Genomic DNA, 13,479 nt, shown 5'->3' on the forward strand with positions numbered 1-13,479 from the left:
CCACTCGACAAATACACAAAAACCGAGACTCATAAAATGATCACCAAAACTAAATCGCTCAAGCGCATTACTGCTTTACTGCTACTCACCGCATCCAGCTCTGTGCTGGCGGCCTACCCTGAAAAACCCATCACTATCATCGTTCCATGGGCCGCAGGTGGCGGCACAGACGCGACCGCGCGCACTATTGCCGCTGCGTTAGAAGAACAATTGGGCCAAACGGTGAATGTGGTTAACCGTACCGGTGGTAGCGGTGTTGTCGGCCACAGTGCCATGGCGAGTGCAAAACCGGATGGTTATACCCTGGGTTTGGCTACCGGTGAGCTCAATATGATGCACTGGCAAGGCCTGACCGACCTGACTTATGAAGATTTCACCCCAATCGGCCAGATCAACTTTGATTACGCCGGCATTCAAGTAGCCGCCGATGCGCCTTACGATTCAGTCCAAGAACTCGTAGATGCTATTGCTGAGCAACCCATGGGCACCTTTAAAGCCTCAGGTACAGGTCAAGGTGGCGTATGGCACCTAGCCTTTGCAGGCTTCTTAATGGATCAGGGGCTTGAAGCCAACCGTGTTACCTGGATCCCCAGCCAGGGCGCGGCGCCAGCAATGACGGAACTCGCTGCCGGTGGTATCGATATTGTGCCGAGTTCTGTTCCCGAAGGTCGTTCGATGATCGAAGCCGGGCGTGCCAAAAGCCTTGGCGTAATGGCACCAGAGCGTATTAACAGCTTCCCCGACGTCCCTACGATTAATGAAGCGATCGGAAGCGATTATCTCGTCGGTGAATGGCGTGGCATCACCGGCCCTAAGGGTATGGATGAGGAAATCGTAGCGACCCTTGAGGAAGCGCTAGAGGCCGCTTACAACAGCGATACCTATCAAGACTTCATGGCTAAACAAGGCTTTGGTACTGAGTGGCGCAATGCCGAAGAGTTTGGTGAGCTGATGGTCGAAATGGATGCGGTGTATGGAGAAATTGTTAAGAACGTTGGGCTGAGTCAATAAGGGGCTAAGCAATGAGAGATCTCCTCTTGGGACTAGCCTTTATGCTGCTTGGCGCCGTTGTGTTAACTGTCGCTAGTCAGTACCCGACGATGGCAAGTCTTCAATATGGTCCATCTCTGTTTCCCTCCCTCATTGGGGGAGGGTTTCTCATAGGGGGCCTGGTACTTTCGGCAACGCAGCTACCTACGCTAAAACGTCAACTGTCAGGCACCGATGCAAATGTGGGGAATATCTTCGACTTACGTTCCGTGCTTGTCTCACTTCTCCCAATAGCACTCATTATTTTTTATATATTCACGAGCGAGTTTCTTGGTGCGGCCCTCTGCCTAGCCATCATTATGTTCGTGCTTATGCTGGTGAGAAAAACTTCCCTACCTTTAGCACTGCTGGTCTCCTTCGTCGCGTCGCTCACAATTTATTTCCTATTCTCGCGATACCTGCTGATCCCCCTTCCTGAAGGGCTACTGAATTTCTGGGGTTAGATTATGGAAGCATTCCTGTTAGGGCTGCAGCTCGTCTTTAATGTAGAAACAATGCTGGTTATCTTTGCGGCCGCCATATTTGGTGTGTTCGTGGGAGCGGTGCCAGGGCTAACCGCCACAATGGCGGTTGCACTCTTGGTACCGATTACCTTCTACATGGATCCGACCCCCGCTATCGCTGCCATTGTTACCACATCGGCCATGGCTATCTTTGCTGGTGATATCCCAGCTACGTATTTAAATATCCCCGGCACCCCTTCCTCAGCTGCCTATGTTAACGATTCACATCTGTTAGCACATAAAGGGCGAGCACGAGAAACGCTGGGAATGAACTTGATCTGTTCGGTATTTGGCGGTCTATTCGGAACACTAATACTGGTCTTTGTCTCACCTTCATTAGCTGAAGTGGCACTCCAGTTCAGTTCTTTTGAATATTTCTGGCTGGCGCTACTGGGGCTAAGTTGCTCGATTTTTATCTCTATTGGCTCCAGGGTTAAAGCATTTCTCTCTTTGATGATCGGTTTACTGCTCTCGACGGTTGGTCTGGATATGATGAGTGGCGCCCCCCGCTTCACCTTCGGCATTCCAGACTTAATGGGAGGTGTTAACTTTATTCCGGTAATGATCGGCATGTTCGCACTCAACGAACTAATGCTGTTTTATGGTTCACGCAATGAGGGCAGAGAGCTGCCTTATTTATCCAAAGATAGCGTTTTCAAGCAGGCACCAAAGCATATAAAAGCTTATTGGCCGAACATGATAAGAGGGAGCTCGATTGGAACCCTGATTGGCGCACTTCCCGGCGCGGGGGCTGACATTGCGGCGTGGATTTCTTATGCCGTTGGCAAAGGCCGCTCTAAACAGAAACAGAACTATGGTACCGGTCATGTTGAAGGCATTGTCGATGCCAGCTCCGCTAATAACTCGGGAATCAGCGGCGCTTGGGTGCCGGCCTTGGTATTCGGGATTCCGGGTGACTCGATAACCGCCATAGTGATCGGCGTACTCTATATGAAAGGTATGAATCCTGGCCCCACCATTTTCATGGATGGCACCGGCTTGATCTATGCCCTTTTCATCGTGTTCTTTCTTGCCAATTTAATCATGCTACCGATTGGCTATGCGGCGATAAAATCCGCCAAGGTATTCATCTTAACGCCCCGCAAAATCCTAATGCCGATCATCTTATGCTTCTGCATTGTAGGCGCCTTCTCCATCAATAATTCGATTACTGATGTATGGATTATGTTGCTGATCGGCTTTATCGCCTCAATTCTCGCCCGATGTGACTTTCCCATGGCGCCAGCGATTCTTGGCTTGGTGTTAGGCACGACATTGGAAAACAGTTTTATGAGCTCAATGCTAAAAAGCAATGGCGATCTACTTAGCTTCTTTTCCCGCCCTATTAGTGCAGGTCTAGGTGCCCTCGTTATTTTGCTATGGCTCTCTCCGCTAATCACCATGGCCTACAAAAAATTCAAACATAATAGTCAGCACAAAGCGCCGAGGATTCCATGAAACGCTATACAAGAAATTGGTTGGAAGAGGTACTGGTTACCCTATTCATGGAGGCCGGCGCTTCACGTGAAGTAAGTGAGACGACCAGCAGTATTCTTATTGAAGGCGATTTATTGGGGCACCATACCCATGGCGTCAAACTGGCTAATGGTTACTTAAGAGATTTGAAATCGGGGCATGCGTGCGGTGACCACAACGCGATGACCTCAAAAGAGATCAGCTCAGTCGCTGCCCTTGTTGATGGCCACTATATTCTTGGCCCCTACTTAGTGCAAAAAGCGCTTGAGCGAAGTGCTGATGCAGCACGAGAGTCGGGCATTGGTATTGTGACCATAAAACGTTCGCACCATATCGCCTGCTTGGCCTCGTATTTACAGCCTTTTGTTGAGCAAGGGTTGATGCCGATCATTATGACCTCGGATCCAGCGGTGAAATCGGTCGCTCCATATGGAGGCGTTTCGCCAGTTTACACACCGAATCCTATTGCAATGGGCATCCCCAGTCGCGTCCAACCGATCATGATGGACGTCAGCATGTCGACCGTCACTAACGGCAGCGTGGGAAAAGCACATGCTGAGAAAACCAAAATGGCGCATCCCGTCATCCTGACGAATACCGGTGTTGCCAGCGACGATCCAGCGGACTTTTTTAGCGACCCGCAAGGTAGCATCCTGCCGCTCGGCGGCCAGGAGTTCGGTCATAAAGGTTTTGCGATGGGGTTGATGGTGGAAGCACTGACCTCCGCATTAGGCGGGTTTGGTCGTAAAGATGCGCCCACTGGCTGGGGGGCCTCGGTGACAGTCATGGTGATCGACCCCACCCTTTTCTCGGGGCAGAGTGCTTTCCTTGATGAAACAGATCATTTAATCGAAGCATGCCTGAGCTCCAAGCCGGTCAACCCACAGCATCCGGTGCGAATGCCTGGACAAGCCGGGCTTAGTCGTCGAGATAAGTACTTGGAACAAGGTATTCCGCTGCCGGACGATGTGGTGACTGAGCTACAAAAGGCTATTGATGACTCATCACTAAAGGGCCGTTATTAAAGATAGCTGCGGCAAATAATTGATCATCGTAGGACCAGAGCAGTGAGGCATCTATCATGAGCGAACCAACAAAAATAGGCTTTATTGGCACAGGCATTATGGGTGGGCCGATGGCCGCCAATCTCGCCAAAGCTGGCCATCAGGTGCGCGTCTGGAATCGCACCCCGGATAAAGCGCACGCTCTTACCTCACTGGGCATAGAGGTAAGCGAGACTTTCCATCAGGCGGCTGAGCATGCAGACGTTGTGGTGGTCATGCTCAGTTCAGGGCCTGTCTGCGATGAGGTGATCCTGGGCCCCAACGGTCTATTAGCAGCCATGAAGCCGCACAGCACGCTGGTAGTGATGAGTTCGATCCCGGTTGAGACTGCACAGCAGCAGGCCAAGGCCGCGGCTGAGCGCGGGATTGGTTATCTGGATGCCCCCGTATCAGGAGGCGAAAAAGGTGCTCAAGCGGGTAATTTGGCGATTATGGTCGGCGGTGAAGTGGCCACATTCGAGCGCACAAGTACCCTACTTAAGATAATGGGCAACCCGGTTCATGTTGGCCCGGCGGGTACCGGGCAGCTAGCGAAGTTAGCCAATCAATTAATCGTCGCCAATACGATCGCCACTGTCTCAGAGGCGGTGCTTCTTGCAGAGCGCGGCGGCGCTGATCCCGCTAAAGTTCGCGAGGCACTGTTAGGTGGTTTTGCGGACTCCACCGTACTGCGCGCTCATGCCCCCCGTATGATTGCCAATGACTTCGCACCGGGTGGCCCCGCCAAATGGCAACTCAAAGATACCCAAACGGCCATTGCGCTCGCCAAAGAGCTGTCGCTTGACCTGCCCGTAACATCGCTGGTGAATAGCTTGTTCACGGACCTTGTTGCCCATGGCGACGGAGAGCTCGACCATAGCGCCTTGATTCGAGAACTCAGACGCCGAAACGAAATGCCCCTCGATTAACGACGCAAACTACCTTTATCGTTAACGCAAGTAATCGGGAATGTCGAGAACGCCGTGGTCACGAAAATCGCTAAGACGCTCTTGAACCTTGGCTTCGGAGCCTGCCAAGTGAGCAGAGAGCGCTTGGCTAGCTTGCTCGCCCTCTTTATGACGCATTCTGTCGAAGATTTTTAGATGGTCATGAAAGAACGGATCTTTGTCTGGCAGTGCCATGCTCGAGCCCAGCAGGTGCTTGCTCATAAGCAGGACAGGATGAGTGCGTCTTAGCATGTTAAAAATTTCTTGATTGCCCCCCATGCTCACGGTTCTGTAGTGCAGGTCGCTTTCAAGTTCATCCAGTGTCGCGCCTTCGACATTAGGATATTTCGCCGCTGTCTGCTCTAACTTCTCAATGAAATGGGAGATTTGTTGCTCGGGCATACTCTGCGTAGCCCTGGCAATCATAAAGGGCTCCAACTGCCTACGCGCTTCATAAAGGTTATGCAGTCGATCATTGTCCAGCGGCACAATGGACCAACTGGTGTACTTCACTTTTTCAACCACCCCAATGGACTGCAGATAGAGTAGAATTCGATGCGTAATCGTACGGCTGACACTGTATTTTCTTGCCAGTTGGAGCTCGTTGAGTTCAAACCTGCCCTTCATCGAACTCAAGACAACATCATGTTCCACAACATCGGCTATGGCGCGCCAAGTGTCCGTGCGCTCAATCTTGGCATCCTCTCCCAACGCACTGAAATCGGCCGTGGTTAGATTCCGCCTGATAGGCTCAACGGCTGTTGCCCCCACCAAGTAACCACGGCCATCGAAACGGCAAATTAACTGTTCATCATACAGTCGTCCTAACGTCTGACGAACAGGAGAGCGGCTCATTCCGAATATTTCTGCAATATTGCCTTCGAGTAGCACTAAACCTGACTCAAGGTGGCCACTGTTGATACTTCGCTTAAGCGCCTCGTAAAGCTGGTCTTTTAACGACTGCGACATTCAAGCCACTCATTACATAGGTGTTAGTTAAGGGCTATATAGGGCTGTTAAGTAACGGCACCCACCATCCACGGCACAAATTCATTGTTACCATAACCCAACGATTCACTGGCACTCTGCTCGCCCGAGGCAATCGAAATGATCTTCTCAAAAATATGCTCGCCCACTTCTTCTACTGTGGCGGTACCATCCACAATGGTGCCACAGTTAATATCCATATCTTCGAGAATACTTTCATACATCTGCGTATTGGTGGCCAGCTTAATACACGGCGCGGGCTTAAACCCGGAGACAGAGCCGCGCCCCGTGGTAAAACACACAACGGTTGCGCCTGAAGCAATCTGCCCCGTGACGGATACCGGATCATAGCCGGGGCTATCCATAAAATTAAAACCTGGCTCTTTCAACGGCTGGGCATACTCAAGCACGTCATTAAGGCTCGAAGAACCACTCTTAGCCACGGCGCCCAGCGATTTTTCAAGAATGGTGGACAAGCCCCCTGCTTTATTTCCCGGCGAAGGATTATTGTTTAATTCAGCCCCATTGATCTGCGTGTAGTGCTTCCACCACTCGATCCTTTCAAGCAGCTTACGCGCCACGTCTTCATTGATAGCTCTATCGAGAAGCAAATGCTCGGCACCATAGATTTCAGGCGTTTCACTCAAAATAACGCTACCGCCATGTTGGACGATAAGATCAGCCGCATGTCCCAGGGCAGGGTTTGCAGTAATACCAGAATAACCGTCTGACCCGCCACACTGCAGTGCCACGGTAAGGTGGCTCAACGGGGCCGGGCGTCTCTCGGCATCACGGTAGTCATTCGACATTTGACGGATTTTTTCCGACGCCTTCTCAATGCTCGCTCGGGTACCGCCAGCGCTCTGAATATTAAAGTAAAATATTCTTGATGTATCGGTCAGTCCATACTTTTCAACCAGTTGCTTAACCTGATTAGCTTCGCAACCTAAACCAATAATAAGCACAAAAGCAAAATTCGGATTGATCGCATAGCCATTCAATACCCGTTCAAGGAATGCAAACCCCTCCGACTCCGTATTCATTGCGCAGCCTGAGCCATGGGTGACCGGCACGACGCCATCAAAGCCTAATGCCTCAAACTCGCCGCTGGCATTGAGACGCTCGGCAACGACTTTCGAGACTGTGGCCGAACAGTTCACGGTGGAAAGAATGCCGATATAGTTGCGGGTACCTACTTGGCCATTTGCACGATGGTAGCCATTAAAGGTGCGCTGGCTGTCATTCACCGATGTCCTTGGCGCTGGCTTGAAATGCTCAAGTGATGTGTCACGTTCCAACATAATAATATTGTGCGTATGCACATGCTCACCGGCCTCGATACGCCGCGTTGCCAGCCCAATAATTTGACCATATTTGAAGATGGGCTGTTCTGGCTCAATGACCGTTAACGCAACCTTATGACCAGCATCAATATTCTCATGGGCAGTATGCTGATCATCGTCAATGGGGTAGCCCTTCGGAACAGCCCTACTCGCCACGCCAACATTGTCATGAAGATTCAACTTAATGACCGCAGGTACACTATTGATAAGCTCCATTATTTTCTCCCTAGCCTCTTAGACGTTTGCAAATCACTCAGTACCCCGCCATCAGCCCTTTCACCAGCGCGTTTAGAATTGTTGTACTGGGCATATTAGACTATCGTCGAGTTAATGATCATTGTGTGCAATATTCAATCAAGATCAGTTTACTTTCTCTCTAAGCGCATGTCGATAGCTATACAATAGAGTGAGGAAAAACGACGGAATGGCCGTCAGTACCGCTTTCTGAAGAGAGGAGTAGCGCCAACAAGCAGGAACTCCGAGGGTTGCCGCGAGTCATATATTCATACATTTTTAGCCTGCCTTGAATGCTTAAGCTATAGTCCCTATATAAGGATATATTCGCCAAAGCAATTGGAACCAGGAGGTTCACATGAGGAAATGGATTATAATGGCCCTCGTTAATTGGTTGCGTAAGCCAGCAAACCGGCAAAAAGCCAAGGACGCTTGGAGAGATGTTTGTGGTCGCAATAATGCAAATCGGACGCCTCAACAGCCGCAGGCGACACCGCGAGATACAACAGCGCAGCGCCCTGGCAACACCTTCGACAATCGTCCTTAAACACTAAGCAACTTAGTTTGCAGAGGTGGGGAATCCCCGAAACTCCCGCAGAAGACTAAGTCGCTAATACGTAATAACCCCGCTGGATACGCCAGCGGGGTTTTATGTTTTGCAACTAGCGGTACTGATCGCTTGGCGCTTAACGTAGGAATCTTCTCCCCATCCTAGTTAATGAGCTAGTTAATGAGCTAGTAGCGTTACAGGTTAAGCACGACCATGACGGTTTCCGTCTCATCATTGGCTTGCTGGACCGCGAAACCAAACTCTTTCGCCATTTCCCGCATGGCATGGTTTTCTCGCAGAACATCGGCAAAGACCTGCTGAAAGCCACTTTCACGCGCATAGTCGATCATCTGCTGCATAAGCCGATAGCCAAGCCCGGTTCCCTTCATGTCACTACGCACCATGATCGCAAACTCCGCCTTTTCTTTGTCGGGATCGGCAGATAAGCGGACAATACCCACGATTTCCTGTTTATCTGGCGGCATCGCAATAAACGCCATTTCTCGATCATAGTCGATCTGAGTCAGCCGGGCAGCGAAGGCATGGTCGAAACGCCGGATGGCGGCAAAGAAGCGTAGCCGCACATCATCGGACGTGGAATGACGAAGCATTTCCACCAGCGCACCTTCATCTTCGGGCCGAATGGGGCGCAGTGAATAACGTTGCCCAATGCGTGTTTCGATAGTTTGCTCAAGTTGCTGCGGATAGGGTCGGATGGCAAAAGGAGGCCGCCCTTCACGGTCGGCCCTGACCACGATGCGCGCATCCAAGGCAATCACTCCGGTAGCATCGGCCAGTAGCGGGTTGATATCCAGTTCAACCACGCGATCCAGATCGCTGATCAACTGTGACAGTTTAATGAGCGTGAGAGAAATCGCTTCCAAGTCGGCCGCAGGGCGGTCACGGTAGCCGCGCAGCAAACGTGAGATACGTGTCGCCTGGATCATTTCTTGTGCTAGCAGCGGGTTGAGTGGCGGGAGACCCACCACCCGGTCACCGATTAGCTCTACTGCCGTGCCTCCCTGGCCAAACATAATAATCGGCCCGAAAACGCTATCTTCCGCGACACCTAAAATCAGCTCATGCGCCCCAGGGCGACGAATCATCGGCTGCACATTAAAACCATCTAACCGCGCCTCAGGCGCCACTTGGCGCAGCGTCGCCAGCATATCCTCGGCCGCCTGTGCCACCGCACCGGGCGAGGCCAGGTTCAACTGCACGCCCCCGCTATCAGACTTATGCGAAATATCACGCGAGAGGATCTTCAGCACGACCGGGAAGCCCAACTGCTTTGCTGCCTCACTCGCCTCTTCAGGTGTATGCACAGCAATGGCAGGGACGGTTGGAATCCCATAAGCCGACAATATTGCCGAGGCCTCTGGCTCGGTCAGCACGTTGCGCTCATCTTTAAGGACTTGGTCAATAATAGCGTTCGCGCTGGCTTTATCGATGGTACCGTCAGTGGAAATGGGCGGTGGCGTTTCCATCAACGTTTGCTGGTTTCGCCAGTAGCTGGATAAGTGCCAGAAGGCCCGGATGGCCTGCTCAGGCGTTTCGTAGGTTGGAATTTTTTGTGCCGCAAACAAATGGCGGGCCTTAGCTGGCGCCCCTTCTCCCAGCCAGCAGGTAAGAACGGCCGGACGTTGCGACCCCAGGGTATCAACCACCGCTTGGGCAGCGTCCAGGCTATCTGCGACCGCGGTGGGACAGTTCATAACAAGAATCGCATCCGCTTCTTTCTCGTTAAGCAAGGCTTCAAGTGCGCTTGTGTAGCGTTCCCCCGGCGCATCGCCGAGGATATCGACCGGATTGGCATGCGACCACGTGGGTGGCAGCACACTATCCAAACGCGCTAGCGTTGCTTCAGAAAGCTCGGCCAAGCGACCCTGCATCTCGGCCAGCTCATCCACTGCCAGCACACCGATTCCCCCTCCATTGGTGAGAATAGCTAGCCGGTCGCCTTTAACGTGAATACCGGTGGCCAGGGTGCCTGCGGCTTGAAACAGTTCATCAAGTGTATTGACCCGCAGCATACCTGCGCGCCGAAACGCTGCATCGTAAACGGCATCAGCACCCGCCAGCGCCCCAGTATGTGACAGTGCGGCTTTGGCGCCAGCATCGCTGCGCCCTGCTTTAACCACCACCACAGGCTTATTACGTGAGGCCTTGCGGGCCGCCGATAGGAATTTGCGTGCCTCGGTAATGGCCTCAACATAAAGCAGAATGGAATGCGTCTTGGGGTCGAGGGCCAAGTAGTCGAGCATATCGCCGAAATCGACATCGCTCATCGAACCGAGGGACACCACATGCGAAAAGCCGACCCCCCGCGCTGACGCCCAATCGAGGATAGAAGTAGCCACCGCGCCTGACTGCGTCACAAAGGCGACATTCCCCTTTTGGGGCATGATATGCGCAAAGCTGGCATTGATTCCCCGGTGCGGTGCCAAGACCCCCAAGCAATTAGGGCCAACAATGCGCATCAAGTAAGGCTTTGCCGCATCAAGCATCGCCTGTTTGAGCACTTGGCCATCGGCATGCTCACCTTCACCGAAGCCCGCGGTAATCACCACTGCAGCCCGGCACCCACGCTCCCCAAGCTCGCGAATAAGCCCGGGGACCGTATCTGGTGGCGTCGCAATAATGGCCAAGTCAGGCGCTAGCGGCAGCTCACTTACCGTGTGGTAGTTGAGAGCCGAGCGGATAGCCCGCTCTCTTGGATTCACGGTCAGGATCGGCCCTTCGAATCCGGCATCAAACAAGTTACGCGCCAGCACAGCACCTACTGAGCCTGGGCGATTGCTGGCACCAATCAAAGCGATCGTGGTGGGAGAAAACAACGCATCTAAATTGCGAATTGACATTAAACATCTCCGTCTAGCAATGGCAGGTCAGCGCGGTATGCTGCGCGTTCATCAACGTTAGTTAAGGAAGAAATATTACAGCTAAATCGCCGTTCTCACGCCTTGCATCGAAAAAACATCAAGACGACTATCTAATAAAGTATACCGAGATGGCTACATAAAATTTAACTTGAAATTATTTAAACGAACCATGATGACCGTCAAGTCATCGTGTATCGCGTAAGGCAGCTAGGCCAAGGACATTTATACTGTTTTAACTTCACAGAAGGTTTAACTTCACAGGAGAAACCAAGACAATGGTAATCCCCCTATTTTCAGAGGGTTTCAAAAGTAGAGTTCAGGCCATGCCGATAACTTACCGCTGATATATTCTGGCCCGTAGTGACAACGAATAGAGTGTGGTTTACCACGCCATTCAATGATCTGGTCTAGCGCCCGGATAACTCGTTCAGTGGGCAACGAGATGTCTACTTCGATACCAAGACCTTCTCGGTTAAAGTCGTCGGTCACATTCAGTAGGCGGTAGCGACGACCATCGCTCAGTTGGTCATGCATAAAATCCATAGGCCAGCTGTCATTAATCGTTTCGGGCACCTTTAAAGGCTCAGGCTTCTCGCGGATTAACCGTTTCTTCGGTTTGTTCCGAAGATTCAGCTCCAGCTCGCGGTAAATTCGGTAGACCCGCTTATGGTTCCAACGAAAGCCTTTCACATGACGCAGGTGCAGGAAGCACAAGCCAAAGCCCCAGTTTCTCTGGTTATGCGTCAGCGTGATCAACCAGTCGGCGATTTGATCGTTCTCGCCGCTGAGCTTCGCTTGGTATCGATAGCAACTTTCACTGAGGCTAAACATCCAGCAGGACAGGCGGATGCTGACGTGCTTTTCCATGACGGCTTTCTGCGCCATCTCACGGCGACGAGACGGCTTCACCACTTTTTTCGATCGCTTCCTTGAGGATATCCGCTTTCAATCGTTCCTCGGCATACATTTTCTTGAGCCGTCGGTTTTCATCCTCTAGCTCTTTCAGCCGTGCCACCATGGACGCATCCATACCGCCGAATTTAGCTCGCCACTTAATAGAAGGTCGCGCTGCTCATACCGTGTTTACGGCATAGCTCCGGAACCGGGGCACCGCCTTCGGCTTGCTTAAGGATCGACAGTATTTGGCTGTCTGAAAAACGTGATTTTTTTATGCAGAATCTCCCTTCGTTTAGCTTACGGAACATTCTACTTCTGAGCACCCTGGTTTTTCGGGGGATTACCTTGCTACATAGCTATAAACTATTAATAATAATGAGATTATCATTATCACGTGTGAGAGGACAGAGCTAATACTCCATTAAGACGCTGATGCAATCCTAATTTCATTCGAACGACTTAAACAACGTGCATTTGCCTTATTAACATCTGGAGCCTACGATGGGAACGGTCCCATAAGTAGAGATAAAATGACAACACCTACTCATCAACACGCGACAATCCTTGAGGTTGCACGCGAGGCAGGGGCTTCCAAGACCAGCGTTTCCCGCTACTTCAGTGGAGAACGTGAGCGGCTATCTCCGAACCTGCAGACGAGCATCGCCGCCGCGGCCCAGCGCCTAGGCTACCACCCCAACCGGATGGCCAGTGGCCTCAAGGGTGGTCGCTCGCGGATCATAGGCATGCTTGTGGCAGACATTCGGAACCCGTTCTCGGTGGCAGTGATGCACGGTGTGGAACAAGCCTGCCGCGAGCGCGGCCTCTCACTGATGGTCTGCAACACCGACAATGACTCGGCACTAGAGCGCGAACATCTCGCCCTACTCACCTCTTACCGAGTAGAGGGTCTGGTAATGAACGCTGTCGGCAGCCTGGACCGCGAACTGCAGGCGCTGGTTGAACAGGGCACCCCTCTAGTCCTCCTTGAGCGAGAGTTGAGCCAGGTAGAGGCTGAAGTGGTGGGCCTAGACAACGCTCGTGCGCTCGACTTAGCCCTAGACCACCTCCAAGCCAGGGGTTATGGAGAACTGCTCTACCTGAGCGACCCCCCGGGCCTGGCCAGTCCACGCCAGGCACGCCTTACTCGCTTCCAGCAAGGGGTCGCTGCGCGCGCCCTGGCCGGTGAGGTTCATTGCCAGACACTCGGCGAGACTGAGTCTCTGAACCGTGCTATCGGCAACTTTTTGGCACGTCCCGGCACGCTACCCAAGGCGCTGCTCTGTGCCAACGGCAACGCCACCCTGGCCGCTACCCGGGCACTACATTCCCTAGGCGCCCGACTTGGCGAGACTGGGCTGCTGGGCATCGACGAGCTCGACTGGTGCGAACTCGTTGGCCCCGGCATCACCACGCTGGCCCAGCCCACCGAGGCGATCGGTCGTGCTGCAGTCGAGTGCCTAATGCGTCGCCGTGACACCGGTGGCCGCACCATGCCAGCACGCCGCGTACATTTTCAGGCCAGTCTGATTCCACGTGGCTCTACCTGCCGCTAATCCACTCATTCAGG

Annotated in this window: 9 protein-coding genes and 1 pseudogene; 6 read left to right on the forward strand and 4 right to left on the reverse strand. The window is 52.5% G+C overall.

The features are described from left to right. Window positions 1-36: 36 nt before the first annotated feature. The 5 genes from V8L71_RS02380 to V8L71_RS02400 are packed head-to-tail and all read left to right on the forward strand — an operon-like array spanning window position 37 to window position 5,001. Window positions 37-1,011, forward strand: coding sequence for a tripartite tricarboxylate transporter substrate binding protein (locus V8L71_RS02380; RefSeq protein WP_176302074.1), 975 nt, complete (start codon window positions 37-39; stop codon window positions 1,009-1,011). Between the two features lie 41 nt (window positions 1,012-1,052). Then, complete coding sequence (locus tag V8L71_RS02385) at window positions 1,053-1,493, forward strand: tripartite tricarboxylate transporter TctB family protein (RefSeq protein ID WP_232774942.1); 441 nt, start codon at window positions 1,053-1,055, stop codon at window positions 1,491-1,493. 3 nt (window positions 1,494-1,496) lie between these two features. Next, complete coding sequence (locus V8L71_RS02390) at window positions 1,497-3,011, forward strand: tripartite tricarboxylate transporter permease (RefSeq protein ID WP_101147228.1); 1,515 nt, start codon at window positions 1,497-1,499, stop codon at window positions 3,009-3,011. Continuing rightward, complete coding sequence (locus V8L71_RS02395) at window positions 3,008-4,054, forward strand: Ldh family oxidoreductase (protein WP_336269008.1); 1,047 nt, start codon at window positions 3,008-3,010, stop codon at window positions 4,052-4,054. The genes V8L71_RS02390 and V8L71_RS02395 overlap by 4 nt, the downstream gene beginning before the upstream one ends. A 56-nt stretch (window positions 4,055-4,110) precedes the next feature. Beyond that, the gene (locus V8L71_RS02400; RefSeq protein ID WP_336269009.1) at window positions 4,111-5,001 is read left to right on the forward strand and encodes an NAD(P)-dependent oxidoreductase; all 891 of its coding nucleotides are present in this window, start codon (window positions 4,111-4,113) and stop codon (window positions 4,999-5,001) included. A 21-nt stretch (window positions 5,002-5,022) separates the two neighbouring features. Here V8L71_RS02400 and V8L71_RS02405 read toward each other — a convergent pair whose 3' ends face one another. The 4 genes and pseudogenes from V8L71_RS02405 to V8L71_RS02420 form a co-directional block, all read right to left on the reverse strand. Then, window positions 5,023-5,988 (reverse strand): GntR family transcriptional regulator, encoded by a 966-nt coding sequence (locus V8L71_RS02405; RefSeq protein ID WP_101147225.1) that lies wholly within the window; start codon window positions 5,986-5,988, stop codon window positions 5,023-5,025. 47 nt (window positions 5,989-6,035) lie between these two features. After that, complete coding sequence (locus V8L71_RS02410; RefSeq protein WP_336269010.1) at window positions 6,036-7,565, reverse strand: UxaA family hydrolase; 1,530 nt, start codon at window positions 7,563-7,565, stop codon at window positions 6,036-6,038. A gap of 762 nt (window positions 7,566-8,327) precedes the next feature. Further along, entirely contained in the window at window positions 8,328-10,994 is a 2,667-nt protein-coding gene (locus tag V8L71_RS02415) for a bifunctional acetate--CoA ligase family protein/GNAT family N-acetyltransferase (RefSeq protein ID WP_336273108.1), read from the reverse strand. A gap of 336 nt (window positions 10,995-11,330) precedes the next feature. Next, window positions 11,331-12,187, reverse strand: a pseudogene (locus tag V8L71_RS02420) (IS3 family transposase); the annotation flags it as partial. A gap of 255 nt (window positions 12,188-12,442) precedes the next feature. On the opposite strand from V8L71_RS02420, the gene V8L71_RS02425 reads away from it, so the two are divergent. Then, entirely contained in the window at window positions 12,443-13,465 is a 1,023-nt protein-coding gene (locus V8L71_RS02425; protein ID WP_336273109.1) for a LacI family DNA-binding transcriptional regulator, read from the forward strand. Window positions 13,466-13,479 lie beyond the last annotated feature (14 nt).

This window comes from Vreelandella indica (assembly GCF_037070225.1).
Taxonomy (GTDB): Bacteria; Pseudomonadota; Gammaproteobacteria; order Pseudomonadales; family Halomonadaceae; genus Vreelandella; species Vreelandella arctica.